The sequence below is a fragment of the Meiothermus ruber DSM 1279 genome, from assembly GCF_000024425.1.
Classification (GTDB): domain Bacteria; phylum Deinococcota; class Deinococci; order Deinococcales; family Thermaceae; genus Meiothermus; species Meiothermus ruber.
In genome coordinates this window covers 271495-296644 of sequence record NC_013946.1, presented here as the reverse complement: position 1 = coordinate 296644, position 25150 = coordinate 271495, and the positions used below count along the sequence as shown (strand labels likewise).

22 protein-coding genes are annotated in these 25150 nt (G+C 65.0%); 6 read left to right on the top strand and 16 right to left on the bottom strand.

Annotation, left to right across the window (positions count from 1 at the left end; translation table 11 throughout):
• Positions 1–37: 37 nt before the first annotated feature.
• The 9 genes from MRUB_RS01645 to MRUB_RS01605 form a co-directional block, all read right to left on the bottom strand.
• A complete protein-coding gene (locus tag MRUB_RS01645; RefSeq protein WP_013012622.1) occupies positions 38–2743 on the bottom strand; it encodes a PD40 domain-containing protein in 2706 nt (901 codons plus the stop codon).
• Between the two features lie 77 nt (positions 2744–2820).
• Positions 2821–4062: a S1C family serine protease gene (locus MRUB_RS01640; protein ID WP_013012621.1), complete on the bottom strand. Its 1242-nt coding sequence runs from the start codon at positions 4060–4062 to the stop codon at positions 2821–2823.
• A gap of 58 nt (positions 4063–4120) precedes the next feature.
• Positions 4121–4981: a formyltetrahydrofolate deformylase gene (gene purU / locus MRUB_RS01635; RefSeq protein ID WP_013012620.1), complete on the bottom strand. Its 861-nt coding sequence runs from the start codon at positions 4979–4981 to the stop codon at positions 4121–4123.
• A 122-nt stretch (positions 4982–5103) separates the two neighbouring features.
• Entirely contained in the window at positions 5104–6411 is a 1308-nt protein-coding gene (locus tag MRUB_RS01630; protein ID WP_013012619.1) for an ABC transporter substrate-binding protein, read from the bottom strand.
• Between the two features lie 15 nt (positions 6412–6426).
• On the bottom strand, positions 6427–7251 hold the full coding sequence (locus MRUB_RS01625; RefSeq protein ID WP_013012618.1) for a carbohydrate ABC transporter permease: 825 nt from the start codon (positions 7249–7251) through the stop codon (positions 6427–6429).
• Positions 7244–8176, bottom strand: coding sequence for a carbohydrate ABC transporter permease (locus tag MRUB_RS01620; protein ID WP_013012617.1), 933 nt, complete (start codon positions 8174–8176; stop codon positions 7244–7246). The genes MRUB_RS01625 and MRUB_RS01620 overlap by 8 nt, the downstream gene beginning before the upstream one ends.
• A gap of 76 nt (positions 8177–8252) precedes the next feature.
• On the bottom strand, positions 8253–9074 hold the full coding sequence (locus tag MRUB_RS01615) for a sugar phosphate isomerase/epimerase family protein (protein WP_013012616.1): 822 nt from the start codon (positions 9072–9074) through the stop codon (positions 8253–8255).
• Between the two features lie 173 nt (positions 9075–9247).
• Complete coding sequence (typA, locus tag MRUB_RS01610) at positions 9248–11035, bottom strand: translational GTPase TypA (protein WP_013012615.1); 1788 nt, start codon at positions 11033–11035, stop codon at positions 9248–9250.
• A 171-nt stretch (positions 11036–11206) separates the two neighbouring features.
• Positions 11207–12742, bottom strand: a complete 1536-nt coding sequence (locus tag MRUB_RS01605) for a GMC family oxidoreductase (protein WP_013012614.1) — start codon at positions 12740–12742, stop codon at positions 11207–11209.
• A gap of 54 nt (positions 12743–12796) precedes the next feature.
• Here MRUB_RS01605 and MRUB_RS01600 point away from each other — a divergent pair, with 54 nt between their 5' ends.
• Together MRUB_RS01600 and MRUB_RS01595 are read left to right on the top strand one after the other, a co-directional pair.
• Positions 12797–13051: an AbrB/MazE/SpoVT family DNA-binding domain-containing protein gene (locus MRUB_RS01600; protein WP_013012613.1), complete on the top strand. Its 255-nt coding sequence runs from the start codon at positions 12797–12799 to the stop codon at positions 13049–13051.
• Positions 13048–13464 carry a PIN domain-containing protein gene (locus tag MRUB_RS01595; RefSeq protein ID WP_013012612.1) on the top strand — a complete coding sequence of 139 codons (417 nt, stop codon included), beginning with the start codon at positions 13048–13050 and terminating at the stop codon, positions 13462–13464. The genes MRUB_RS01600 and MRUB_RS01595 overlap by 4 nt, the downstream gene beginning before the upstream one ends.
• Positions 13465–13483: 19 nt before the next feature.
• On the opposite strand, the gene MRUB_RS01590 is transcribed toward MRUB_RS01595, so the two are convergent.
• From MRUB_RS01590 to MRUB_RS01575, 4 genes are all read right to left on the bottom strand, one after another.
• Positions 13484–14761, bottom strand: coding sequence for a sensor histidine kinase (locus tag MRUB_RS01590; RefSeq protein WP_013012611.1), 1278 nt, complete (start codon positions 14759–14761; stop codon positions 13484–13486).
• A complete protein-coding gene (locus MRUB_RS01585) occupies positions 14758–15408 on the bottom strand; it encodes a response regulator transcription factor (protein ID WP_013012610.1) in 651 nt (216 codons plus the stop codon). Before MRUB_RS01585 ends, MRUB_RS01590 begins: the two co-directional genes overlap by 4 nt.
• Positions 15409–15440: 32 nt before the next feature.
• Positions 15441–15989 carry a TetR/AcrR family transcriptional regulator gene (locus MRUB_RS01580; RefSeq protein WP_013012609.1) on the bottom strand — a complete coding sequence of 183 codons (549 nt, stop codon included), beginning with the start codon at positions 15987–15989 and terminating at the stop codon, positions 15441–15443.
• Between the two features lie 74 nt (positions 15990–16063).
• Positions 16064–16537, bottom strand: coding sequence for a hypothetical protein (locus MRUB_RS01575; protein WP_013012608.1), 474 nt, complete (start codon positions 16535–16537; stop codon positions 16064–16066).
• 122 nt (positions 16538–16659) lie between these two features.
• On the opposite strand from MRUB_RS01575, the gene MRUB_RS01570 reads away from it, so the two are divergent.
• Complete coding sequence (locus tag MRUB_RS01570; protein WP_241476930.1) at positions 16660–17094, top strand: hypothetical protein; 435 nt, start codon at positions 16660–16662, stop codon at positions 17092–17094.
• Between the two features lie 164 nt (positions 17095–17258).
• Here MRUB_RS01570 and MRUB_RS01565 read toward each other — a convergent pair whose 3' ends face one another.
• Positions 17259–18839 carry a hypothetical protein gene (locus MRUB_RS01565; protein WP_013012606.1) on the bottom strand — a complete coding sequence of 527 codons (1581 nt, stop codon included), beginning with the start codon at positions 18837–18839 and terminating at the stop codon, positions 17259–17261.
• A 221-nt stretch (positions 18840–19060) separates the two neighbouring features.
• Here MRUB_RS01565 and MRUB_RS01560 point away from each other — a divergent pair, with 221 nt between their 5' ends.
• From MRUB_RS01560 to MRUB_RS01550, 3 genes are read left to right on the top strand one after another with little or no spacing between them, the layout of a single operon-like run.
• On the top strand, positions 19061–20971 hold the full coding sequence (locus MRUB_RS01560; protein ID WP_013012605.1) for an alpha-amylase family protein: 1911 nt from the start codon (positions 19061–19063) through the stop codon (positions 20969–20971).
• 11 nt (positions 20972–20982) lie between these two features.
• Positions 20983–22560 carry an alpha-amylase family glycosyl hydrolase gene (locus MRUB_RS01555; protein WP_013012604.1) on the top strand — a complete coding sequence of 526 codons (1578 nt, stop codon included), beginning with the start codon at positions 20983–20985 and terminating at the stop codon, positions 22558–22560.
• On the top strand, positions 22557–23009 hold the full coding sequence (locus MRUB_RS01550) for a low molecular weight protein-tyrosine-phosphatase (protein ID WP_013012603.1): 453 nt from the start codon (positions 22557–22559) through the stop codon (positions 23007–23009). The genes MRUB_RS01555 and MRUB_RS01550 overlap by 4 nt, the downstream gene beginning before the upstream one ends.
• Positions 23010–23019: 10 nt before the next feature.
• Here the strand turns inward: MRUB_RS01550 and MRUB_RS01545 are convergent, their stop codons facing one another.
• Positions 23020–23598, bottom strand: a complete 579-nt coding sequence (locus MRUB_RS01545; protein WP_013012602.1) for a DUF305 domain-containing protein — start codon at positions 23596–23598, stop codon at positions 23020–23022.
• 34 nt (positions 23599–23632) lie between these two features.
• Complete coding sequence (locus tag MRUB_RS01540) at positions 23633–25132, bottom strand: multicopper oxidase family protein (protein ID WP_013012601.1); 1500 nt, start codon at positions 25130–25132, stop codon at positions 23633–23635.
• Positions 25133–25150: the final 18 nt, after the last annotated feature.

The following is a 25150-nucleotide window of genomic DNA, read 5'->3' as shown; positions in this document are numbered from 1 at the left end:
CCTAAAGCCAAAAGCCCAAAGCGAAAAGCCCAGCCCCCTACAAGCCCGGCAACACCAGACTGAGATAAAACCTTGGCCCCGGCTCCCCAAAACCCTGCGCGCCGCCCAGGGCCACGCTGCTGCCCGGCGCCAGATAAAACAGCGTCAGGCCCAGGCGCAGCTCGGCCCCCAGCGAAAAGCGCACCTGGCTCAGATCCAGAGGCGAACCGGCAGCCCCCGCGTCCAGGAAAACCGAGAGGCTCAGGTCGTCGAAGAACAGCGGCCAGTTGCCCAGGCCGCGCTCGAGGCTCCAGGGCGGCAGGCGGTACTCGAGCGAGCCCACCAGCGCCTGCTGGCCGCGAAGCTGGCCCGGCCCATACCCCCGCACCGCCAGCAGCGGCTGGCCCCCGGCCACCAGGGGCCAGGCCCCCAGGTCGAAGCCATCCAAAGCCAGCGGCGAGGTGGTGAAGCCACCCCCCACCCGCAGCCCGATCAGGTGCGAGGCTTCCAGCGGCAGGCGGAACTGGAAGCCCAGCGCCCCCTGCACACGGTAGCGCCAGTCCGGGCTGCCCTCGCGCACGAAGGCTGTGCCCACGGCGCTCAGGCTGCTGCTCGAACGGAAGAGGTCGCTGGCGCTGGTGCTGGCCCCGTTCAAGCGAAGCGAGAAGGCATGGGTAACCGTGTTCTGGCTGGGGTCGAGGGCGGGCTCGAGCACGTCCAAGCGCACGTACTGCAGGCCCAGGCTGCCCTGCGGCGACCAGAACGAGGCACCCACCCCCTGGGCGCTGTCCCGGCCTGCCCCCACCGCCTGCAACACCAGCGGGAAGCCCAGCCCGGTGTACTGGTAGGCCAGGTCGTAGAACACCCCCCGCAAACTGCTGTCGAAACCAGCCCCGACCGCGTAGGCATGGAGGCCCACCGGGTCGGAAGCCGCAAACGAAACCCCCAGACCGAACCCCTCCACCCCCACCCCGGCGATGGGCAGCCAGTACAGCGGGCGCAGGTAGTGGAAGGGGTTGTAGGGCTCACCGCTGGCGGCCTCGGCGGGCTTGAACGCGGGCAGGGGTTCGCGCGGTAGCTCCACCCGTTTCCAGGCGCTGGGGTTGTAGGGCAACTGGTAGAGGTTGTAGCCGGTCTCGTCGTAGCCGGAGAAGATTATCTGCTGCTGGCTGTGTGAAAAAGTGGGCTGGAAGGCCCCGGTGAGCAGGTTGGTCACCTGGAAGACCGCCCCGTCCTCGAGGCGGTAGGCGTACAGGTTGTAGACCCGGTTCACATCGCTGCTGTAGATCACGTAACGCCCATCGGGGCTGAAAACCGGATCGCTATCCACGTTCCTGTCCTGGGTCAGGGGCGCAAGGGCCCCGGTTTCCAGGGTGTAGCGGTAAAGATCTTGAAAACCCCCCCGCCGCAGCAAGGCAAGCACCAGGGAGCGGCCGTCCGGGGCCACTGCAAACGAGTGGATCACCCCGTCCTGGTGGGGAAAGCTGCGCAGAGGCTGGGTGCGGTTGAACTCGATAAAGTAGCGGGCCAGCTCGGTGGAGCCGTCGGGGGTGTTTTTAGCCAGGAAGATGCTCTTGCCGTCGGGCGCGTAGCGGGCGTAATAAACGCGTTCACCCTGGGTCAGGCGCTGGACGCGGCCCTCGAGGCGGTCGTACTGGTAAAGGTCGCTCGCCACAAAGTAAGGGCTGGTCGCGCTGCTGGTGGTAAAGAGCAGGTAACGCCCGTCGGGCGACCACTGTGGGTGCTGGGCGGGGCCGTTCAGCAGCTCGCGTTCGTTCTCATTGACGATGATACGCAGGCCGCTGCGCAGCGGCGAGGCGTGTGCATACACCAGGCCGTTGGCCGAATCCGCCGGGCCCTCGCTAAAAAACCCCAAACTGCTGAGCTTTTGCACCGGGGTCAGGCCCTCGGCGCGGATGCGGGCGATCTCACCCTCAAACTGGCTGGGCAGCCAGCGCACAAAATCGGCGTAAATCTGGTCGAGCGAGACCCCAAAGGCCTTCAGGAAGGGTTCGTTGAAGTCTTTGAAGGCCAGCATCCCGGCGTTGGCCTCGGTGAACCGCCGGTAGGCGTCCTCGCCAAAGCGCACCTCGAGGTACTGCACCAGCCAGGCGCTGTAGTTGTAGACCAGAAAGCCCAGGTAGGGCCAGGTGGACCGGCTGTAGGCCTGGCGAATCTCGTCGAGGCTAGGGAACCGGCCCGAAAGCACCATCTGGCGCAGCATCATGCGGGTGGTGGCGTCGTTCAGGCGCGACTCGCCCAGCTTTTTGTGTTTGAGATAAAGCACCGTGCCCTCCACGAAAGGAAAGGGCTTGACCGCACTCTGGGCTGGCAGTTGCCCGAAGATGCGGGTGGGCTCTTTGAGCGGGCCGCGCACCTGGGAGAGATCGAAGATATGGGCAATTTCGTGGAAAATCACCGTCTCCCACCAGGAGGAAAGCCGGGGATTGAACAAGTCCGAGCTGCGGAACTGCCCGGTAAAGATGCCCACCAGGTTGTTGACGGGGTTGGCGAAGCCGTTGAGGGTATCCCCCACGTCCGATAGCACGATGCTGATGCGCCCTGGTGGGGCCTCGAAGTCTTCTAGTAGCAACGCATAGGCTTTTTCGGCGTAGATGGCGGCCTCGGTAGCTACGCGCTCGAGGCCGCTGTGGTAGTGGATGTCGAAGTGCTCGGTGCGCACCGTAAACCAGCGCTGGGTGGGGTCAAACTGGGCCAGGGCCAGCGAACCAATCAGCAAAGCAACCGCCAGGAAGCGCAACATTGGGCCCAGTATAGGCAATCAAGATGAAGCAAAGGAAAACCCTCCCGCGCGCGGGAGGGCTGGAAGCGCGGCTGGGGTTAGCGGATCACCTGCGGCACCACCCGCACCTCGCGGGTCTGTCCGTCGCGCCAGATCTTAAGGGTCACGGCTTCCCCTGGCTTTTTGGAAAGCAGCACCGCGCGCAGGTCGTTGATGTTGCTGATGGGGTTGCCATCGGCCTCGAGCAGGATGTCGCCGTTCACCCCCAGCTCAATCACCTGACCGGTGCGGAGCTGGAGCTGCACGGTGCGGGTGGCGGCCCGCAGTCCGGCCCGCTCAGCCGGGCTGCCCCGCTCCACCTGCTGGATCATCAGGCCGGTATCGGGCAGGCGGTTCTGCCGGCGGATGTTCTCGGGGTACTCGGCCATCGAGAGCAGCGAGAGGGTCACGCCCAGGCGGGGCCGGGAGCGCACGATGTCTTCAGCGGTGATGTCCTTGCCGGCCTTGAGGTCGGCCAGGTACTGCTTGACCAGGTTGATGGGGATGGCAAAGCCAATCCCTGCCGACTGCGCAGCCCCAAGGGCCCCCGCCGAGCTGTAGATGAAGGTGTTGATCCCGATCACCTCGCCGCGGGAGTTGAGCAGGGGCCCACCTGAGTTGCCGGGGTTGATGGCCGCGTCGGTCTGAATCACGGTGGGCACAAAAGCCCCCTGGCCGCCGCTGCTGCCGTCGTTGGGGTTGCGCCTTATGGCCGAGACGATGCCCTCGGTCACGGTGAACTCGAGGCCAAAGGGGTTGCCCATGGCGATGGCCTTCTGTCCCACCCGCACCTGGTCGGAGTCGGCTAATGGCATGGGCTTCAGCTTCTCGCGCGGGGCCTGCACCCGGATCAGGGCTATGTCGAGGGGCTCGGCCCGGCCTATCACCCGCGCCGGGTAGCTCTTGGGATCGTTGTGGAAGCGCACGGTGATCTGGTCGGCCCCTTCGATCACGTGGTAGTTGGTGAGAATCAGACCATCCTGGTCAAGCACGAAGCCCGAACCCGTGCCCTCCTGAGGTTGGGGCTGCAGGAAGGGCGCGAAGAAACCAAAATCGCTGCTCACCCTGGGGGTGGCCCGCACCGCCACGAACACCACCCCATCCCCAGTGCGCTGAACAACATCGATGGTGTTGCGTTCGTTTTCCAGGAAAGCGCGGTTCTGGTCGAAGCTCTGGGCCTGCACCTGTGTCGGCGGGGTGGGTGAGGCCTCGGTCTGGCTCTTGCTCAGGTTAAACCACAGCACCCCCCCACCCACCATCATCAGCAAACCCAGGAGAATGGAAGAATTTCTCATGGACATCTCAAAGACCTCCACCTAGCAGTGTAATCAATCACGGTGAAGACGGCATGAAGGGCAATTATGAAAACACCACGGTCTTATTGCCGTACACGATGATGCGGTCTTCCAGGTGCCACTGCACCGCTCGAGCCAGCACGTTGCGCTCGAGGTCGCGCCCCAGCCGCACCAGGTCGGCCACGTCGTGCCGGTGCGAGACCCGGGCCACGTCCTGCTCGATGATGGGGCCCTGATCCAGCTCCTCGGTCACGTAGTGGGCGGTGGCCCCGATGATCTTCACGCCCCGCATATAGGCCTGTTTGTAGGGATTGGCCCCCACAAAAGCCGGCAGGAAGGAGTGGTGGATGTTGATGATGCGGTGGGGGTAGCGGGCCACAAACTGCGGGGTGAGAATCTGCATGTAGCGGGCCAGCACCACCAGGTCGGTATCCCCCAGCAGGTGCAGGATCTGCGCCTCGGCCTCTTCTTTGCGGTCTTTCTCCACCGGCACGTGGTGGTAGGGGATGCCGAAGCGCTCCACCTCGGGCCGCAGGTCGGGGTGGTTGGAGATAACCTGGGTGATGGTACAGGGCAGCTCGCGGTTGCTGTGCCGCCAGAGAAGCTCCAGCAGGGCGTGGTCGTATTTGGAGACCAGGATGGCTACTTTCTTGAGGTCGGCGGCGTAGGCGATGCGCCAGTTCATCTCGAAGCGGGCCGCCACCCGCTCGGCAAAGGCTTTCTCGAGGATTTCCCGCGACACATCGAGGTGCGGGGTCTGGAACTCCAGCCGCATGAAGAAGAGCCCCCCCTCGGGGTCGGTGGAGTGCTGGTCGAGCGCGGTGATGTTGGCCCCGTGGTTGAAGAGGAAATTCGAGACCGCCGCCACAATGCCGGGCCGGTCGGGGCAGGTAATCAGAAGGCGTGCAGTGGTATCCGACTGCATATCTGCCACAGGCTAAAGGCTAAGGCCTCTAAATCTCAAGCTGCCTGCGTGCAGCGAGTCCCAAAAACTCCACAGAAAAAACCCACCTGTGCCACAGGTGGGCCCTGACCGATCAGGTTTGCTTACGGCCGGACGCTGGCGTTGTAGCGGGCAAGTACCTGATCGGCCCGCTGCTTGGCCTCGTCGAGGGCCTGCTGGGCCGGCTTGCCCCGCAGGGCCTCCTCGATGGCCGACTGCACGATCTGGCGGATCTCGGTGAAGCCGCCCATCAAGCAGCCCGCCGAAGCGGTGTTGACCTTGGAGGTCTCGAGCTGCCTTACCGCGGTGGTGTAGTTGGGCTGGCGCACATAGGCCTGGCGCACGCTGGGCAGCTCGGTCACCCCCTTAACCACCGGGAAGTAGCCGGTGGCAATAGTCCATTTGGCCTGGGTCTCGGGGCGCAGCAGGAAGCGGATGAACTCCCACGAGGCCGCGTTCTGCTCGTCGTTAAAGCCACGGATCAGGTAGACCGCCGCCCCGCCAATGGCCGTGCCGTTGCGCTCGCGCAGGTAGGGGTAGAAGGCGGTGCGCACTGGGAAGCGGTTGCCCACCTGGCGCAGCACCCCGGTAAGCGAGGCCGTGGAGTACACCGCAATGGCCGCGTTGCCCTGGGCGAACAGGCTCTGGCTATCGGCCCAGTTGCGCCCGGTGTTGGCCGCCACCCCTTCCCGCACCAGGCGGGCCCAGGTGTCCAGGAAGGCCACCGCCGCCGGGTTGTTGAAGGTCACCTCGGTGGCCCGGGCTTTGCGGCCGTTCTCGTTGTTGCAGAAGTACTGGCCGGAGTTGTAGCTAAACTGCTCCATGAACCAGCTATCTATGGGAATGGAGAGGCCGTAGCGGGTGGTCTTGCCAGAGGCATCTTTGATGGTCAGCTTACGCGCGGCGGCCTCGAGGTCGGCCAGGCTCCAGGTGTTGCGGTAGGGAATGCCGGCCTGCTCCAGGGCCTGGGCGTTGAAGTAGAGGATGGGATTCGAGCTGTTGAAAGCCAGCCCATACAGCTTGCCGTCCACGGTGTAGTAGTTGCGGGGCTGCGGCACAAACTGGGAGAGGTCGAAGTTGTTGGCGCGGGCCAGGTCTTCGAGGGGCAAGACCGCGCCCGAGTCGGCCATAAAGCGGGCCCCGATATCGTAGACCTGGATCACGTTGGGCCGGCCCTGCCCCCCAGCCTGCAAAGCCGCCCGCAGCTTGTTAAGGCCGTCGTCGTAGGAGCCTACAAACTGGCTGCGCACCGTAACCCGGTTCTGCGCAGCGTTAAAGTCCTTGACCAGGGCCTCGGTGGCCTCGCCCAGCACCCCGCCCATGGAGTGCCAGAAGTCGATGGTGATGCGCTGCTGGGCCAGACCCAGCCCCCCCAGTGCGATGCCTGCCAGAATCAACCAACGTCTTAGCATATCTGCCTCCTAGCGTTATCCCTTCAGCCCGCCCAGCGCGATGCCCCGGATAAAGGCCCGCTGGGCCAGCAAAAAGGCCAGCAAAGTGGGCAGCAGCACCAGCACCGCTGCCGCCGCCACCACGTTCCAGCTCGAGACCTCCACGCTCTGCACCTGAGCGATGGCAATCTGCGCGGTTTTCATCTCGTTCTGGTTAATCACCACCAGCGGCCAGAGGTACATGTTCCAGGCCCCCAGAAAGCTCAGCGCCCCCAAAGCCCCCAGGGCCGGGGCGGCCAGGGGCAGGGCCACGTACCAGAGCGTCCGCAGGTGGCCGGCCCCGTCGATCCGCGCGGCATCAAACAGGTCCTGGGGCAGGCTCTTAAGGAACTGCCGCATCAGGAAGATGCCGAGCGGCGAGGCCAGAAAGGGCACGATCAGCGCCCAGTAGCTGTTGATCCAGCCCAGTTCCTGTACCAGCAGGTAGCGCGGCAGGAAGGTCACTTCGTCGGGGATGAGCAGGAGCCCCACCACAAAGCCGAACAAAAGGCTCTGCCCGGCAAAGCGAACCCGGGCCAGGGCATACCCCAGGGTGGCCGAGGTCAGCAGCACGCCTAAAGTGATGGCCAGCGAGACCCCCAGGCTGTTGAGCAGGTAGCGCAGGATGGGGTGTTTGGCCAGGGCTTCCCGGTAGGCCTCGAGGGTGGGCTGGGGGGGTAGCAGCCCAGGGGTAAAGAGGTCGGCTTCGGTGCGAAAACTGGCCGAGAGCAGGCTCAAAAGCGGCAGCACCAACAGCCAGGCATAGACCCCCAGGAGCAGGTAAAACAACGGGCGGGCCAGCCAACGGGGCAGGCTACTCATAGTGCACCCTCCGGCCCAGACCGCGGAACTGCAGCGCGGCCAGCAAAAGCAGAACCAAGAACAGCGCCACCGACTGCGCCGCCGCATAGCTAAAGCGGAAGTTGAAGAAGGCATCCTGGTAGATGCGGTAAATCCAGACCGTGGTGCTCTCCATGGGGCCGCCGCGGGTCAGCAGGTGGATCTGGCCGAAGGCGGTCAGGCTGGTGAGCACCGTCAGCAGGGCCACCAGGAACAGGGTGGGCGAGAGCATGGGCAGGGTGATGTGCCAGAACTGCCTCCAGGCTCCGGCCCCATCGATCCGGGCGGCCTCGTAGAGGTCTTCGGGGATCTGCTGGAGCCCCGCGGTCAAGAGGATGGCGGTAAAGCCCACCCCGGCCCAGGCGGTCACAATCGCCAGGGTGGGCAAGGCCAGCTCGGGGCTGGTCAGCCAGGGCTGGGCCGGCAGGCCCACCGCCTCCAGCCAGCGGTTGACCGTTCCGCCGATGGGGTGCAGGTACCAGCCCCAGGCCACCGCCGCCACCGCGGTCGGTACCGCGGTGGTAAGGAAGAACAGGGTGCGAAACAACGCCACGCCGGGAAAGGGCCGCGCCACCATCAGCGCCGCCAGCAGCCCCAGTAAAAGCTGTACCGGAACCACGATGGCCGCAAACAGGAAGGTGGCCCCCACCGCACGCCAGAAAGCCGGGTCGCGCAGCATCTCGGCGTAGTTGGCCAGGCCCACCCAGTCCCGCTCGGTTCCCAGAAGGTTCTCGCGGTGAAAGGAAAGCCAGAAGGCGTTGAGGGTAGGCCAGACGGTGAACACTAGCAGCAAGAGCAGCCCTGGAACCAGCAGCAGGGCTACCTCGAGGCCCTCGCCCAGCCGCCCTATCCGGCGCATTGGGATGGAATTTTGCAGGTTTTGCTCGGAGTTTTTGGCATTAATCATGGCCGCACCCAAAAGAATCCGCCAGCAATTTCAAAAAAACATCAGCCGCGGGCTTACACTCCGCTGACCGTGCGGGCTAGCAGGCCAGCCCCTGCGCTACCAGCCACTGAGCGGCCACGGGCAGTTGCTCATGCCGCACCTCCAGGATGAGGCGGGGCTGGCTTGGGAGGGTCTGGAGGGCCGCAAACAGGGCCCGCCAGTTGACCCCGCCCTGGCCGGGGCTCCAGTGGCGATCCAGCAGGCCGTCGTTGTCCTGCAGGTGCAGGTGGGCCAGCAGCGGGCCGGCTTCTTTGACCCACTGGTCGGGCGCGGGGCCCCCGAGCTGCTGCATCAGGTGGGCGTGGCCCACGTCCAGGCTCATGCGCACCTGCTCGGAGCCAAACGACTGCACCAGGGTGCGCAGGGGCTGTGGGTTGGTATCGCGGATGTTCTCGATGACCAGCACCAACCCCAGGTTGCGGGCCAGCGGCAGCACAGTCTGGAGGGTGTCGTGCACCCACTCGATCTCGCGCTCGAGGCCGTTGCCGGGCGTATGCGCCATCTGGGGGTGGCCGAAGAATAGAAAAGGACTGTGAATGACCATATGGCTGGCCCCCAGGTCGGCGGCAAACTCCAGGGCCCGCCGGTAGCGCTCGGCGATCATCCGCCGCACAAAGGGGTCGAAGGAGGCCATCCAGAGGCCGTCGTAGGGGCCGTGAATCCCCAGTCGCCCGGTGTAGCCGTCCAGGGCCTGCCGGGCCCGGGCCACCAGGGGCTGCCAGTCGCCGTCCAGCACCTCCGGGCGCACCGCATCCTGTAGCTCGAGGTCGCGCCCTCCGTGCTCCAGAAGCCAGGGGCGAAACTCGAGCAGGCGTTCGATGGGCAGGGCGAGGCCGAGCACGGGCAGCGGGGGTTTCATACCTGCCCCAATCTAGGCTTCCCCTGTCAGCCTCACATCAGGCCTGGGCAGGCCGCAGATGCGTGGTGGTATCAAACATCCATCGCCCTCGAGCGCGAGCTGCGCCGGGCCGAACGGAACGCAGGCCACCGCGCTCTCTATGAAAAGCGGCTCGAGCCGGATGACTTCGCCGACTAAACCGTCTCAGCCCGCTTGCGCTGGCTGGGGTCGAGCACCCGCTTGCGCAGGCGCAGGCTTTGGGGGGTAACTTCCAGAAGCTCGTCGGGGGCCAGGAACTCCAGCGCCTCCTCCAGGGTGAACTTGCGCGGCGGAATCAGGCGGATGTTCTCATCGGAGCCGGCGGCCCGCACGTTGGTGAGCTTTTTGTTGATGTTGACATTGACGTTCAGGTCGTTGTCGCGCACGTGCTCGCCCACGATCATGCCCACGTACACCTCGGTGCCGGGCTCGATGAAAAAATTGACCCGCTCCTGCAAGCGGTACAGGCTGTAGGCATAGGCCACGCCGGCCTCCATCGCCACCGCACTGCCGGTGGTGCGGGTTTCCAGGCTGCCCACGTGCGGCCCGTAGGCGTGGAAGCTGTGGCTCATCACCCCCTCCCCCGCGGTGAGGGTAAGGAACATGGTGCGGAAGCCGAACAGGGCTCGAGCCGGTACGGTGAACTCGGCCCGAATGCGCCCCGATTCCTGCTCCATGTGTACCATCTGGGCCTTGCGGCTGCCCAGGGCCTCCATCACCGGGCCGAATTTGGCCTCGGGCACGTCCACCACCAGGTACTCGTAGGGTTCTTGAATCTGGCCCTCGATCTCTTTGAACAGCACGCTGGGCTGGCCCACCGAGAACTCGAAGCCCTCGCGCCGCATGGTCTCGAGCAGCACCGACAGGTGCAGCTCGCCGCGCCCGTGCAGCTCGAAGGTATCGGGCGTGACCTCGATGACCCGCAGGGCCACGTTGGTCTCGAGCTCCTTCAACAGCCGCTCGCGGATCTGGCGGCTGGTCACGTACTTACCCTCCCGCCCGGCGAAGGGCGAGGTGTTGGGGGTCACGGTGATGCTCACCGTGGGCTCGTCCACCGCCAGGCGGGGCAGGGCCTCGGGGGCTTCGCGGGCCGCGATGGTATCGCCAATCTCGACGCCTTCCATCCCGGCGATGGCCACGATATCGCCGGGGGTGGCCTCGTCCACCTCGAGGCGCTCCAGGCCCCGATGGGTAAACACCGCCACCACCTTGAGGTCGCGGTTGCCGTGCTCCCCCACGATGGTCACAAACTGGTTTTTGCGCACCGTGCCGCGGTGCACCTTGCCCAGGGCAATCTTGCCCAAAAAGTTGGAGTAGTCGAGGTTGGCCACCCGAAGCTGGAAGGGGCCCTGGGCCACCTGGGGGGCCGGGATGTGCTTGAGGATGGTCTCGAAAAGGTCGGTCAGGTCGGGCTTGGGCTGGTCGCCCAGCCAGGCCGCGCCCTCGCGGCCAATGGCGTAGAGGTAGGGGAAGTCGAGCTGTTCGTCGGAGGCCCCCAGCTCGGCCATCAGGTCGAAGGTCTCGTTTAGAACTTCGTCGGGCCGGGCGTCTTTCTTGTCCACTTTGTTGATCACCACGATGGGCTTGAGGCCGGCCTCGATGGCCTTCTTGAGCACGAAGCGGGTCTGGGGCATGGGGCCCTCGGCAGCGTCCACCAGGAGCAGCACCCCATCCACCATCGAAAGCGCGCGCTCCACCTCGCCACCAAAATCGGCGTGGCCGGGGGTATCCACGATGTTGATCTTCACGCCCCCCCACTCCACCGCGGTGTTTTTGGCCAGAATGGTGATGCCGCGCTCGCGCTCGAGGTCGTTGGAGTCCATAATGCGCTCGCCCTCCGCCTCGTGGCGCGAGAGGGCTTTGGCCTGCTTGAGCATCGCGTCTACCAGGGTGGTCTTACCGTGGTCCACGTGCGCAATAATTGCGATGTTTCTGAGTTCCATTGTCTCTCCGGGAAAGGCTCGCGCGGCGGCGGGCAACCCTAGTAGTCTAGCCGATACGGGCAGCTTTGTATATGCCAGGCAACCTGGGCGAAAAGCGCCTGAACTCCTAGCGGTTTGCTCGGAGCCCTGCGCCTTGATTCGGCGACCAGCCGCTCGGGTCGCGCTGCCCTACTAGAGGCTCAGCAACCCATCGGCGGCCTTCTCGGCCAGCATCAGGGTAGGGATGTGGGTGTTGCCCCGCACCACCCCCGGCATCACCGAGGCATCCACCACATACAGGTTCTCGGTGCCGTAAACCTTCAGGTCTGCATCCACCACCTGCCCCATGCTGCAGGTTCCGGCGGGGTGGTAGAGGGTCTGGGCATAGCGGCGGATGTAGGCCTGGATCTCCGCAGCCTGCCGGGCGTGGGGCTGGCCGCGGTAGGGATCGAAGGCTTTTTGCGCGGCAATTTCGCGGGCGATCAGCACCCCGGCTTGCAGAACCTCGAGGTCGTGCGGCTCGCTCAGGTAGCGGGGTTGGATGAGGGGCGCGGCCTCCGGATCGGCGCTTCTGAGGGCAATAAAGCCCCGGCTCTGGGGGGCCACCAGGGTGGGGCCAATGGTGAAAAAGAAGCCTTCCTCGCGGTCGAAGCCGTGGTTGCTGAAAAAGGCCGGCCCAAAGTGAAACTGCAGGTCGGGTGCTTTGGCCTGGGGCTGGGTGCGCAAAAAGGCCCCGGCCTCGGCGATGTTGCTTACGAACGGGCCGCGCTGGGCCAGCAGGTAGCGCAGGATGTTGGCGAGGTTCTCGGCTTTGTCCAGGCTCACGGGCCGGGTGCTGTGCCAGATGACCGGCAGGGCCAGGTGATCCCACAGGTTCTGCCCTACCGGCAAATCCTGCCGCACCTCGATGCCGAGGGCTTTGAGGTGGTCGGCAGGGCCGATACCTGAGAGCATCAGGAGCTGGGGGGACTGCACCGCCCCGCTCGAGACGATCACCGCCCGGCGGGCCCGCACCTGCCAGCGCTGGCCCTGGTGGCGGTACTCCACCCCCACCGCTGTAGCCCCTTCAAACAGGATGCGGTGGGCCCGGGCCCCGGTCTGGGCATCCAGGTTGGGGCGCGGCAGGGCCGGGGTCAGGTAGGCCGCGGCGGCGCTGTGCCGGGCCCCGTTTTTCTGGTTGACATGGAACAGGCCCACCCCTTCTTGCTCGGGGCCGTTGAAGTCGTCGTTGCGCTTCAGGCCCCACTGCTGGGCGGCCTCGAGGAAGGCCTCGGTCAGGGGGTTGGTGTATTTGCGCACCTCCACGTGCAAAGGGCCCCGGTCACCGTGGTAGGGGGAGGGGCCCAGGGGGTGGGTCTCGAGCTTCTTGAAGTAGGGCAGCACCTCGGCAAACGACCACCCCGGCTGCTGCCAGTCGTCGTAGTCGCGGGGGTTGCCACGAATGACGATCATGGCGTTGATCCCGCTGCTCCCCCCCAGCCCCTTGCCCCGCGGCCAGTACAGGCTGCGCCCCTCCAGCTCGGCCTGGGGCTCGGTAAAAAAAGCCCAGTCGTAGGGCCCCTTGAACAGCTTGGGGAAGGCCGCCGGGGCCTTGCAGTACAGCCCCTGCATGGGCTCACCGGCCTCGAGCACCAGCACCGTCCGGTCGGGCCGGGCCGAGAGGCGGTTGGCCAGCACACACCCCGCTGCCCCGGCCCCTACGATAACGTAGTCGTATTCCTTTCTCACTGGGTTTTAGCATACCTCGAGACCTCCAGCCCCGTGCTATACTTCAGATTAGTTATGATTTATCGGACAACTCTAGCTGCTCGCGGACAGCTAACCCTTCCCAAAGAAATACGCGAAAAATTCGGAATTAAGGAAGGCGATCAAATTAATTTTGAGGTTACAGGCGATACCATCCGGCTAAAGGTGGTTCCCCGCATGCGCATTGAGGAACTGTTCGAGCAACTGCCCGGAGCGACGGTGCCCTATCCCGGCCCTGCGAAGGAGCGCGAGGTCATGCGGGCACGCCATGCGCGCAAGGAGCAGCGGTGAGTTCGGAACCGGCCCCGCTGTGCGTGCTGGACGCCAATGTCCTGCTGCGCTTCATCACCAAAACCCCGCTCGAGCAGGCCCTGCGGGCGCGCGACCTGCTGGCCTCGGGGCAACAAGGCGCGGTGCGCCTGGTGCTCGAGGCCCTTACCCTAGCCGACGTGGTGTATGTGCTAAAAAAACTGTACCAGATGGAATATACCGAGATCGAGGCGGCCCTGCTGCGGCTGTTTGCCTCGGGAGCGGTGGAGGTGGTGGAGCGGCAGCGCTGTGAGTCGGCCCTGGCCCTCCAGGTGCAGCACAACATAGACTTCGAGGACACTTACCTGGCCGTAATGGCCCAGGAACTGGGGGGCAGGGTCGCCTCCTTCGACCAGGACTTCAAAAAGCTGGGGGTAGGGTGGTTGCAGCCATAAGTTGAGGCCCCTCGCTGAACTATCGCACAGGTTTATCCCGGCCCCGGGCTTCGGGCCACCAGAACCCCACCCGCGCGCCCCCCTCGGGGCGGTTTTCAGCCCGCACTTGAGCGCCCATCACCCGGGCCACTGCAGCCACCAGGGCCAGGCCCAGGCCCACCCCGTCGCTTTGGTCGCTTTTGACGAAGGGCTCAAAGGCCCTGGGTTGCAGTTCCGGTGGGAAGCCGGGCCCCCGGTCGCATACCCAGAGCCAGAGGCCCCCAGCGTCGGGCTCGAGCTCCACCTTCTCCACGCCCCCGCCGTGCTTGGTGGCGTTCTGCACAAGGTTCTCTACAATAAGCGCCAGCAGATCGGGGTCGGCCTCCACCCAGCCGTCGCCCTCCACCCTAAGCCCGCGCTGTTGGAGGAAGGCGTTCAGGCTCAGCGGCTGGCCCCGCACCCGCCCTTGGCCCTCGAGGCGGGCCAGCGTCAGCAGGCCTTGCAGCAGCGACTCCATCCGGGCCGCCTCGCGCAGCGCCCCCTCGGTGGCCCGGGGCTCGCCGGGCCGGCGCTGCAAGACTTCCAGATACCCCTTGAGGGCCGCCAGGGGGTTGCGCAGTTCGTGGGAGGCCCCATAGGCAAAGCGCCGCGCGGCCTGCTCCTGCACCCTCGAGCGGTGCAAAGCGGCCTCGAGTTCACCCATCAGGGCGTTCATGGCCTCTACCGCCGGTCGCACCTCGGGCAGCCCCGGGGGCGGGAGGGGCTCGAGGTTTTCGGCATTGCGGCGGGCCAGCTCGCGCGAGAGGGTCTCCAGGGGCCGGAGTGAGCGGGTCAGGCCCCAGGCCCCCACGCTAAAGGCCAGCAGGGCCAGCACCCCCCCCAGCCCCAGATAAAGCTGCAACAGCCGCTGGGGCAGGGCCGCCACCTCCTCCAGGGGCGTGCCCAGACCCAGGCCCCCCTCCTCGCCGGGCAGCGCCACCCACAGCCAGTTGTCCCGCACCTGCCGAAAACCCCGCCCCGCTCGCAGGGCCTGCTCGAGGCCCTCGGGGAGCCGGTAATCGCCCAGGTCGGTAAAGGTTATGCGGCCCTCGGGGCCCAGAATAAAGCCCACCCCGCCAAACTCCTGCACCACCTGGGCCAGATCCTGAACCCGCACTATCCCCTGGCTGACCAGAAAACCCAGCCGGGCCAGCACCGCCCGCTCGAGGGCCTCCTGCACGGTGCGCTGGGCCTGCTGTACCGTCAGGGCTCCCAGCGGAAACAACAATAGCACCAGGGCCAGCAACAGCCACAGCAGAAGGCGCAGGCGGAGGGTCATGGCCGCTTAAGAATGTAGCCGTGCCCCCGCAGGGTGTGCAGCAGCATGGGTTCGCCCAGTTCCCGGCGCAGGGCCGAGAGGTGCACCTCGAGGGTGTTGGGCTCCACCTCCTGGCCCCAGACCCGCTGCATTAGGGTTTCCTTGGGCAGCAGGCGCTCGGCGTGCTCCAGAAAACACTGCAAAAGCTGCAGGGCTTTGGGCGAAAGCTCCAGCAGCCGCCCACCCCGGCGGGCCTCCATCCTGCCTGGATACAGCACCACATCAGCGTAGGAAAGCACCTCCTCCGGGCGCTTGCTGCGGCGCAAAAGGGCCTCGAGGCGGGCCACCAGCTCCGAGAGGGCGTAGGGCTTCACCAGGTAGTCGTCGGCCCCCTCCCGCAGGCCCTTGACCCGCCACTCCACCTCGTCCAGCGCGGTAAGCATCAGCACCGGCACCGCGCTTTGCCGGCGAATCTCGCGCAGCACCCCAAAGCCATCGCCGCCGGGCAGCAGCACGTCCAGTACCACCAGCTCGGGGTTTTCGGCCAGCCTGCGCAGCCCTTCGGCGCCGTTGGCTGCCTCGAGCACCGTGTAGCCCTCGAGCTCCAGCCCCAGGCGCAACGCCTCGCGCACCCCGGCATCGTCTTCGATGAGCAGCACCCGGGCCATGCCTCTATTCTGGCAGAAACCCCTGCCGCCCGTTAGGTGGACTCCCCGGCCTTGTCCGGTAAGCCCCGCACAAACAGGGCCACCCCTTCCTGCAAAAGCGCCTCGGCCGAGTAGCCGGGCATGTGCTGGGCGGTCATGTAGGCCCCGTGCACAATCGAGGCAAAGATAACCGCCAGGGCCCGGCCATGCCCCGGCGCAACCTGCTCCAGCAGCCCGGCCAGTTGTTCGATGCCACGCTGCATGGCCTCGCGGGCCAGCTTGACCGCCTCGAGGTCGCCGCCCCGGCGGCTCGAGTAGGCGGTCATCAGGGCGGTCAGGGGCTCCACCTGCCCCCGGTAGGCCAGGGCCAGGGCCATCAGGCGCTGGTGCAGCGTGCCCGGCTGGGCCAGGGCCCGCTGGGTCTCGGCAAAGCCCTCCTGCAACAAAGCCTCCAGCAGCTCGCGCTTGGAAGCGAAGTGGTGGTACACCGCGGCCTTGGTCAGGCCCAGGGTGCGGGCCAGGTCTTCCAGGCTGGTTGCGGCATACCCCCGCTCTGCAAACGCTTTACGGGCGCTCTGCAAGAGGGCTTGGCGGGTGTCCATGCAGCTATAGCCTACGCCTCCTGCCTCGGGCCGGGGTGTGGTTTCCACAACACTGGCGTTCAGGGCAGCTTCCTTCAGAAAAGGTAGTTCACCCCAAAGCGGAGCTGGATACCGAAGGCTGTACCGTAAATGCCCGTAGCATCGCTGGCCAGGTAAAGGGTTGGCACGGCCTCGGCAAACAGGCCCGTATCGCTGGCGGTGCTGTAGCTAACCCCAGCCAGACCCCGAATACCAAAAAAGTTCAGCGCCCCCAGGCCCACCCAGTTGCCCCCCAGACCCCCATACGGCAGCAGGCGGCCCGTCCCAAAAGGAAAGAGCAGGTCGGCGCCGAGCTCGAGGAAGCTGGGGCTCAACCCGATGCCCACACTGGCCCGCGCCCCAAGACCACCGCCCAGGTTGTAGCTGCCAGCCTGCAGCATCAGGCTGGTAAGAGAGGTTCCTTCCACCCACTGAAATACCAGGCTGGCCCCCGCGAAAGGCCTGGCGCTTTGGGCAAGGGCCGTCCAACCCAGGCATAGCAGGAAAAACACTGCGATTTGTTTGCCCATGATGGGGCTATTTTATGCCGTTTTTAAGACTCCCAGAGCCCGACCCCGTGTTACATAAAGATTTCATTAGCCGGCCCTAAGACTTCCCGCGCACCCCCCTCCCTAGACTGCCAATTATGCTTATGCGCCCCGCGTACCTGGCCCTGCTGCTCCCCCCGCTGCTGGCGGCCTGCGGCGGCCAGAGCGTCTTCCGACCCCCCAACACACCCCCACCCCCCGCCCCCGGTGAAAGCTTTAGCCTGGCCGCCGATCCCTTCACCCTGTCCCGGGGCGGCACCGCCACCCTCACGGTGCGGGTGACCTTCAACGCCAGCAACCTGACGCGGGTTTTTTTGAGGTACCAGAGCAACACCGGGGGCCTCGAGGTCACCCCCGTAGAACAAAACGCCGTGCGGGGCAGCGCCAACACCCAGAGCGCCACTTTTACCGTAACCGACCGCGGCGTAGACCCCATGGAAAAGAGGCCCTTTTTCTACATCTATGGCATCGCCTGCACCAGCAACGGCTGCAGCGGCCAGTCCCAGCGCAGCATCACCATACAGTGGAGCATGCCCTAATACCGCTTCCGCTTGAATCCTTCGCCGTCGGGTGTAGTCATGGGTGAAGGATACCCACGGGAAGCTTCACCCCCTGGCCCGTCGTCGCTAATCAAAACGATACCGCTATGCGCTGCAAAAGAACCACCGGCGAGGCACCACCCGCCGGTTGGTGATGGGCCTCTTTAGTTCACCGTGCCCAGCGCGCCCTCGAGCTCGACATCCTGGGTACTGCCACCACGCACATACAGCCCGCGCCAGGCATCCTCGGTGGTGAAGAAGCCGTCCAGGCGCAGGTCGGTCCCGGGTTTGATGTACTGCTTAAGGGGGCCAATCCCCGAGTTGCGGTCGCCGGCGATGTAAGGCCCATCGCCGTACAGGTTGGTCTCGAAGTAGCCGTCGCCGTCGGGGTCGAGTTCGGGCTTGTAGCGCAGCCGCAGGTTCATGATTTGCAGCGTGCGGCGGGTGCTGGAGGAGTTGTTGGTGACCAGATCGGTGCAGTGAAGCGCGTTGCAGGCGGTGGCCGGGTTCTGGATGTCAATGCCCATGCCGGGGCCGCTAAACTCCATGCCTAAGGCCTTGACCAGGCCCCCATCCCACTGTTCGTAGCCCGAGTTGTTGGCGGCGATGCGGATGCGCTTGGAGGCCCGGGTGGTGCTTTGCAATTGCTGGCCGATCTGCTCCTGGGTGACCTGCTGGCCGGTGCGGGGGTCGGTGCAGGTGTTGGCGAAGAAGGGATTGTCGCCCTGGTTCTGCCTCGAGGCCCCAAAGTCGCCTTTGTAGTTGAGCTCGGCCAGCTTCTCGCCGGTGCGCCAGCGCGTAGCCACCACCACCACGGTGTGGAAGCGGGCGCAGACCCGCTGGTCGGTGCTGGTCTCGGAGTGGATGTTGAAATACCAGCCGATCTCGCCGTCGCGGATGGCAAAGCCCTTAAAGCCCTCGGCCCGCTCAGGCTGGTTGTTGGTGTACTGTGCGGTGTAGAGGAAGGGGGCCTGGTAGCCGATCAGGCCGGGGTCGGCGTTGTGGTCGTGGCGGTAGTAACACCAGTAAACCGGGTCGATCTGGGGGTGCCAGCTTGGGTAGTTGCGCCCATCCGGCCCTTTGGCCTGCCAGAGGTTTTCGAGCCAGGAGGGGCAGGTGGTGTTGGGCACCGGCCGTTCGGTGATGCCGCTGGGCAGGGGGGGTTCTGCCGAAGGTTGCCCGTTGCCTTCGGCCAGCAGCACCCAGTACTCACCCTTGCCCTCAGGGGAGCCCAGGGTGATCTCACCAGCCCGGAAGGTACGGGTATAGGTGTTGAACTTCTTGCCATCGGCAGCGGTGGTCTCCCCTTTCTGCCAACCCGCCAGCCACAGCGCCGAGTGTTCCCAGGCCACCACCACCGTGGCGGGGCGGGTCAGGCTCAGGCGCAGCCAGTCGGCCCGCGAGACGCTCGAGCCGGGCACGTCCAGGATGTCCCAGCCGGCGTACTGGGTAAAGCGCGGCCCCGAGGGCTGGCTGGGGTTGTTGGGGTTGCGGTTTTTGTCGGCCTGGCGCGGCCAGTAGCGCAGCCCGCTGTAGCTGGCCCGCAAGCGCCCGTCCTCTTCGCTCACCACCAGGTAGCGGTTGAGCAGGGTCAGGGGCAGGTTGGTGGGGTGCTGGGTGAGGGGCTCGGCCAGGAAGGGGCCGTTGGAGCTATCGGGGGTGGGGTTGTCGGTGTACTCCCCGCCGCAGGCCCCCAGCAGCAGGCCCAGGCCGCCCAGCAGCAAAAGCATTTTGGTTCGTCGCATTGGTCTTCCTCCTGTGCCCTGCTCGAGCTGTGAACAACCCTTAGCCACCAAAGTACAAGGTGTTTTGACCGTTACTTTTCTGGATTAACCACAGCTTAAGAATGAAAGCCAGATTGGCTCAGAAAGTCCTAACCAAACTCACACACGGGCTTCCCAGGCACTGCAAGATTAAGCCACCCACCCGGCCAGGCTCCCAAAGATTGCGTAAAATACATGGGCGCATGGACGAGGCCCTTTTTTTTGCAGGCATGGCCGGCCAGATGGGCGCACCCGACGCCTACCGTACCGCCGATTTGCAGGCCCGGGTGCGCCGCCACTTCCCCGACCTGATGGCCGGTTTGCAGGCGGTCTACCCCCAGGCCCCCGCCGTGGCCGGGCGGGCGGCCCAGGTGATTGGGCGGAACCTGGCCGAGCGCCCGGCCGAACTGCTGGCTCTGGACCTCGAGCGCATCCACACCCCGGACTGGTTTCAGCAACCCCATATGCACGGCTACATCGCCTACGCCGACCGGTTCGCGGGCACGCTAAAGGGTGTTGGACAGCACATCGGCTACCTGAAGGAACTGGGCATCCGCTACCTGCACCTGATGCCTTTGCTGCTCCCGCGCGAGGGCGAGAACGACGGCGGCTACGCGGTGGCCGACTACCGGCAGGTGCGCCCCGACCTCGGCAGCATGGAGGACCTCGAGGCCCTCTGCACCCAGCTCCGCCACGAAGGCATCAGCCTTTGCCTGGATCTGGTGCTCAACCACGTGGCCCGCGAGCACCCCTGGGCCCAGGCCGCCCGGCGTGGCGACCCCAGGTACCGCGCTTATTTCTACATCTACCCCGACCGCACCCTCCCCGACGCCTTCGAGCGCACCCTGCCCGAGGTCTTCCCCGACTTCGCCCCCGGCAACTTCACCTGGGACGAGGAGCTGCAGGGCTGGGTCTGGACGACCTTCAACCGCTGGCAGTGGGACGTGAACTGGAGCAACCCCGAGGTGTTTCTGGAGTACCTCGACCTGATTCTGTGGCTCGCCAACAAAGGGGTGGAGGTCTTCCGGCTGGATGCCATCGCCTTTACCTGGAAGCGCCTGGGCACCCACTGCCAGAACCAGCCCGAGGTGCACGCCCTCACCCAGGCCCTGCGGGCCGCGGTGCGCATCGCCGCGCCGGCGGTGGCCTTCAAGGCCGAGGCCATCGTGGCCCCGGAAGACCTGATCGCCTACCTGGGTAGCGGGAAGCACTACGGCAAGGTGAGCGAGCTGGCCTACCACAACACCCTGATGGTGCAGATCTGGAGCAGCCTGGCCAGCCGCGACACCCGGCTTTTTACCCAGGCCCTCCGGCGCTTTCCGCAAAAACCCCCCAGCACCGCCTGGGCCACCTACCTGCGCTGCCACGACGACATCGGCTGGGCCATCTCCGACACCGACGCCGCCGCGGTGGGCCTGAGCGGCCCGGCCCACCGGCGCTTTTTATCGGACTTTTACAGGGGCGAGTTCCCGGGCTCGTTCGCTCGAGGCCTGCACTTCCAGGAGAACCCCGCCACCGGCGACCGGCGCACCTCGGGCAGTGCGGCCAGCCTGGCCGGGCTGGAGGCCGCGCTCGAGTCCGGGAATCCCCGCCTGATCAACCTGGCCATCGAGCGCATTCTGCTGGCCCACGCGGTCTTTATCGGCTATGGGGAGGGCATCCCGCTCATCTACATGGGCGACGAGCTGGGGATGCTCAACGACTACGACTACGCCCAGGAGCCCGCCCACCAGGACGACAACCGCTGGCTGCACCGGCCCAGAATGGACTGGGCCAAAGCCCAGAAGCGCCACCAGGAAGGCACCGTGGAGCACCGGATTTTCCACGGCATCAAAGGGCTCTTGCAGGCTCGAGCCCGCATCCCCCAGATGCATGCGGCCTTCCCTACGCAGGCCCTCTGGCAACCCAACCCCCACCTGCTTCTGCTCAGGCGTGAACACCCCCAGGGCCGGCTGGTGCAGGTCTACAACTTCAGCGAGCAGGATCAGCCCTTCCCCTTCGAGGCCCTTCAGCAAGAAGGCATCGTGCAGCCCTTCGACCAGATCACCCAGGCCCCGGCCCCGGCCTATCTGGGGCCCTATGCCCGGCTATGGCTGACCCAGCGCCCGGTATAAAGGAGCGCGTTATGGAATGGTGGAAAACCGCAAGCATCTATCAGATTTACCCGCGCAGCTTTCAAGATTCCAACGGCGATGGGATTGGCGACCTGCCAGGCATCCGTAAGCGCCTCCCCTACATCCGCGACCTGGGCTTCGACGCCATCTGGCTCTCGCCCTTTTACAGGTCGCCCATGAAGGACTTCGGCTACGACGTGGCCGACTACTGCGACGTAGACCCCATCTTCGGCACGCTCAAAGACTTCGACGAGCTCCTGGCCGAGGCCCACCGGCTGGGCCTCAAGGTGCTCATCGACTTTGTGCCCAACCACACCTCCGACCAGCACCCCTGGTTTTTGGAGTCCAGGAGCAGCCGCGACAACCCCAAGCGCGACTGGTACGTCTGGCGCGACCCCGCCCCGGACGGAGGCCCCCCCAACAACTGGCAGGCCCACTTCGGCGGTCCCTCCTGGACGCTGGACGAAAAGACCGGCCAGTACTACCTGCACCAGTTCCTGCCCGAGCAGCCCGACCTCAACTGGCGCAACCCCGAGGTACGCCAGGCCATGTACGACGTAATGCGCTTCTGGCTGGACAAGGGGGTGGATGGTTTCCGCGTTGATGTGATCTGGCTGCTGGTGGAGGATGCGCTCTTCCGCGACGAGCCCGACAACCCCCAGTACAAGCCCGGCGACATTGACCGCTTCCGCCATATCCACATCTACCAGGAAGACCAGCCCGAGACCCGCGAGATTGTGCAGGAGATGCGCGCCGTGCTGGACGAGTACCCCGGCAACCGGGTGATGATTGGGGAAATTTACCTGCCCTACCACCAGCTTATACCCTACTACGGCACCCCGGAGCGACCCGGCTGCCACCTGCCCTTCAACTTCCACCTGATTTCCAGGGGCCTGAACAACTGGACGGCTGAGAACATCCGCAGCATTGTGGAGGAGTACGAGGCCAGCCTGCCCCCGTTCGCCACCCCCAACTGGGTGCTGGGCAACCACGACCAGCACCGCCTGGCCACCCGCATCGGGCACGAGCAGGCCCGGATCGCGGCCATGCTGCTTTTTACCCTGCGGGGCTCACCCACCTGGTACTACGGCGACGAGATTGGCATGGTGAACGGAGAGATCCCCCCTGAGAAAGTGCAGGACCCCGCGGCCCTGCGCCAGCGCGGGGCCGCGGGCGAACACGGCCGCGACCCCGAGCGCACCCCCATGCAGTGGACCCCCCACGCCTATGCCGGCTTCAGCACCCGTGAGCCCTGGCTCCCCATCAACCCGGACTACCCCGAGCGCAACGTGGAGGCCCAGGACGCCGACCCCTTCTCGATGCTGACCCTGGTGCGCACCCTGCTGGTGGTGCGCAAGGAAACGCCGGCCCTCCTGCACGGGGCCTACCAGAGCTACAAGGCCCCCCAGGGGGTGTTCGCCTACCTGCGTGGGGGGGAGGTGCTGGTGGCGCTGAACTTTACCCAGAAGCCCCAAGCGCTCTCGACACCCGGCGGGGAAATTCTGCTTTCGACCCATCTGGATCGCTACGGGAAGGTGGAAGGGGTGCTCGAGCTGCGGCCCCACGAAGGCCTGATTGTAAAGCTATGACCCGCGTGCTGTTCGTTTGCATGGGCAACATCTGCCGCAGCCCCATGGCCGAGGGCATCTTCCGTCGCAAGCTGCGCGAGCGGGGGCTGGAGGGGCAGTTTGAGGTGGACTCCTGCGGTACGGGCGGCTGGCACGCGGGCGAGCCCGCCGACCCCCGCACCCAGGCCGTGCTGAGCAAGTACGACGCCCATTTTCCCCATGTGGCCCGCCAGGTTCGTGCAGAAGACCTGCTGTACTTCGATCACATCTTTGTGATGGATAGGGAAAACCTGCGCACCCTCGAGCGCATGTTTCCCGCCCATCGGGGCAAGGCCCGGCTGCTTTTGGACTTGAACGGCGGGGGCGAGGTGCCCGACCCCTACTACGGCGGGCCCCAGGATTTTGAGGCGGTTTATCAGATGCTCGACGGGGCCCTCGAGGCCTTCTTCCAGAAGCACACAGCGACCTGATCGCTAAGGCTCAGGGCAGGTTTTTCAACCACTGCCGGTACTGCTCAATCTCGCGGCTCTGTACGGTGATGACACCCTGGCAGAAGCGTTTGAGTTCGGCCCTGGCCGCCTTTTGCAAACACAGCCTGGACATATCCACGGCATCCTGGTGGTGGGGAATCATGCCCTGCAAAAAAGCCCGGTCGGGGGAGCTGCCGTGCCCCGGCATCATGCCCATCATGGCAGTGTCCATCATGGCCTGCATGTCTGCGCGCATCATCGCCATGTAGCGCTGGCTGGGGGCTACGCCGTACCAGCTTCTAAGCCAACCGGTAAGCTGGGTAATTTCCTTGTTCTGCACCGCGATAATTTCCTGGGCGGCTTTGCGGATGCGGGCGTCTTTGGAAACCTTCAGAATGGCCTGGGCCATCTCCACCGCCCCCTTGTGGTGGTCAATCATCATGGACATATAGGCGATGTCGAAGTCGCGCCCCTGGAGCTTTTGCAGCTCGGCCGTGGCCTGCATGGTCATACCCCCATGGCCTGTGTGATCCATCTGGGCAAAGCTCAATCCCAAAAGAACAAAAACCATCCACAATCTGCGCATCATGTATCCTCCCTTGTTTCTTTTTGCTCGACTTTCTTTATTCGGCTTCTACCTGCAAGACCCCCATCATGCCACGATCTTCGTGCTCGACGATATGGCAGTGGTACACCGTGGTGCCAATAAAGTCGCGAAAGGGGATGGCAATGCGCACCACGTCATTTTTCTTTAGGTTGACGGTGTCCTTCCAGGCCCGGTAAGGCTGGGGCCTACCGTTGATCGAAAGCACCTGGAATGGGTAGGTGTGTAGGTGGAAAGGGTGATCCATGTCGGTTTTATTAATCAGCTCCCAAACCTCGAGGGTGCCCCGTCGAGCCCGCACATCTACCCGGCCTGGATCAAACATCCGACCGTTGATGAAAAATTCAGCCTGCATCATACGTTCACCCAGCTCAAAGCGGCGGGTAGCGGCCACCTTGGTAAGGTCGAGCCGCTCGACCGTGGCCAGGGAAGTAGGTAGGGGCAGCGGCTTGGGGTTGGGCGGTGCGACGATGGTTAGAAGGGTCTCGAGGCGGCTTGGCCCCATCCCCATCATCATACCCTGCATTGCCAGCGTACTTTGCTCCCCTCCATGGCTCATTCCACCCATGCCCTGATGATTCATCATCCCCATCCCGCCACCGTGCATCATCATCGCACCCCGATCGTAGGGCAAGGCCTGTAGGCGGAAGCTGCCTGCCTGGGTTAGGCGTATTAGCACTTCGGCCCGCTCACCCGGGGCCAGCAGGAGCTCGCGAAGCTCCACCGGCTTCTCGACAAAACCGCCATCGGTGGCAATCAGGTAAAGGGGATGGTTTTCCAGGGCCAGCCGATAGTAGCGGGCGTTGCTGGCATTCAAGATGCGCAATCGCAAAGTTCCCCGCTGGGCCCGCAAAGTCGGGCGAATTACGGCATTGACGGTCAGTAGGTCCCCCTCCTTGCCGTTCATCCAGTCCATCGGGGTGAAAGGGGCAATGCGGCTGCCAGAAAAAGCGAAGTCCTTTAGCACCAGTACGTGCTCTTCAGCTTCTCTTAGTTCGGGTATGGCATCCACAGGGCCCTCTACCACGATGAGACCGAGCAACCCCGCATATAGCTGTTCGGCCACCCTTCCGTGGATATGGGGATGGTACCAGTAGGTGCCCGCCGAACCTTTGGGAACCGTGAACTCGTACATACGGCTCTGACCAGGCTGAATCTGGGCCAGGGGATCGTCTACCTCGGGCGATACGTGCAGTCCGTGCAGGTGTAGGTTGGTTACCTGGGTCAGGTGGTTAGTGAACTGCAGCCGCACCGTCTCCCCTTCCCGGAGTCGTAGGGTTGGCCCTGGCATGCCCCCGTAAGTCAGCAGGGTTACGGGCTTGCCGCCTATGCTTAGATTGCTCTCCCTGGCGGCAAGGCTGGCTTCAACCAAGCCTGATTCGAGTCGCCTGAGTGGAAGCAACTTGGGCTCGGGGAAGGCCAGGGTTCCCTGGGCCAGGCCGGGCCAATGGGCTCCTACCAGGGCACTGCCCAGGCCAGCGCCCAGTAGTTTGATGGTGTTGCGTCGGGTTAGCTTCATTGGGATTCTCCCCGTGTG

Bases quoted from the DNA above. Each gene is read 5' to 3' on its own strand.
- MRUB_RS01645 (WP_013012622.1), bottom strand. From the start codon at position 2,743: ATGTTGCGCTTCCTGGCGGTTGCTTTGCTGATTGGTTCGCTGGCCCTG.
- MRUB_RS01555 (WP_013012604.1), top strand. From the start codon at position 20,983: ATGGAATGGTGGAAAACCGCAAGCATCTATCAGATTTACCCGCGCAGC.
- typA (WP_013012615.1), bottom strand. From the start codon at position 11,035: ATGGAACTCAGAAACATCGCAATTATTGCGCACGTGGACCACGGTAAG.
- MRUB_RS01580 (WP_013012609.1), bottom strand. From the start codon at position 15,989: ATGGACACCCGCCAAGCCCTCTTGCAGAGCGCCCGTAAAGCGTTTGCA.
- MRUB_RS01540 (WP_013012601.1), bottom strand. From the start codon at position 25,132: ATGAAGCTAACCCGACGCAACACCATCAAACTACTGGGCGCTGGCCTG.
- MRUB_RS01560 (WP_013012605.1), top strand. From the start codon at position 19,061: ATGGACGAGGCCCTTTTTTTTGCAGGCATGGCCGGCCAGATGGGCGCA.
- MRUB_RS01625 (WP_013012618.1), bottom strand. From the start codon at position 7,251: ATGAGTAGCCTGCCCCGTTGGCTGGCCCGCCCGTTGTTTTACCTGCTC.
- MRUB_RS01640 (WP_013012621.1), bottom strand. From the start codon at position 4,062: ATGTCCATGAGAAATTCTTCCATTCTCCTGGGTTTGCTGATGATGGTG.
- MRUB_RS01615 (WP_013012616.1), bottom strand. From the start codon at position 9,074: ATGAAACCCCCGCTGCCCGTGCTCGGCCTCGCCCTGCCCATCGAACGC.
- MRUB_RS01550 (WP_013012603.1), top strand. From the start codon at position 22,557: ATGACCCGCGTGCTGTTCGTTTGCATGGGCAACATCTGCCGCAGCCCC.
- MRUB_RS01590 (WP_013012611.1), bottom strand. From the start codon at position 14,761: ATGACCCTCCGCCTGCGCCTTCTGCTGTGGCTGTTGCTGGCCCTGGTG.
- MRUB_RS01600 (WP_013012613.1), top strand. From the start codon at position 12,797: ATGATTTATCGGACAACTCTAGCTGCTCGCGGACAGCTAACCCTTCCC.
- MRUB_RS01575 (WP_013012608.1), bottom strand. From the start codon at position 16,537: ATGGGCAAACAAATCGCAGTGTTTTTCCTGCTATGCCTGGGTTGGACG.
- MRUB_RS01620 (WP_013012617.1), bottom strand. From the start codon at position 8,176: ATGATTAATGCCAAAAACTCCGAGCAAAACCTGCAAAATTCCATCCCA.
- MRUB_RS01585 (WP_013012610.1), bottom strand. From the start codon at position 15,408: ATGGCCCGGGTGCTGCTCATCGAAGACGATGCCGGGGTGCGCGAGGCG.
- MRUB_RS01565 (WP_013012606.1), bottom strand. From the start codon at position 18,839: ATGCGACGAACCAAAATGCTTTTGCTGCTGGGCGGCCTGGGCCTGCTG.
- MRUB_RS01545 (WP_013012602.1), bottom strand. From the start codon at position 23,598: ATGATGCGCAGATTGTGGATGGTTTTTGTTCTTTTGGGATTGAGCTTT.
- purU (WP_013012620.1), bottom strand. From the start codon at position 4,981: ATGCAGTCGGATACCACTGCACGCCTTCTGATTACCTGCCCCGACCGG.
- MRUB_RS01570 (WP_241476930.1), top strand. From the start codon at position 16,660: ATGCGCCCCGCGTACCTGGCCCTGCTGCTCCCCCCGCTGCTGGCGGCC.
- MRUB_RS01630 (WP_013012619.1), bottom strand. From the start codon at position 6,411: ATGCTAAGACGTTGGTTGATTCTGGCAGGCATCGCACTGGGGGGGCTG.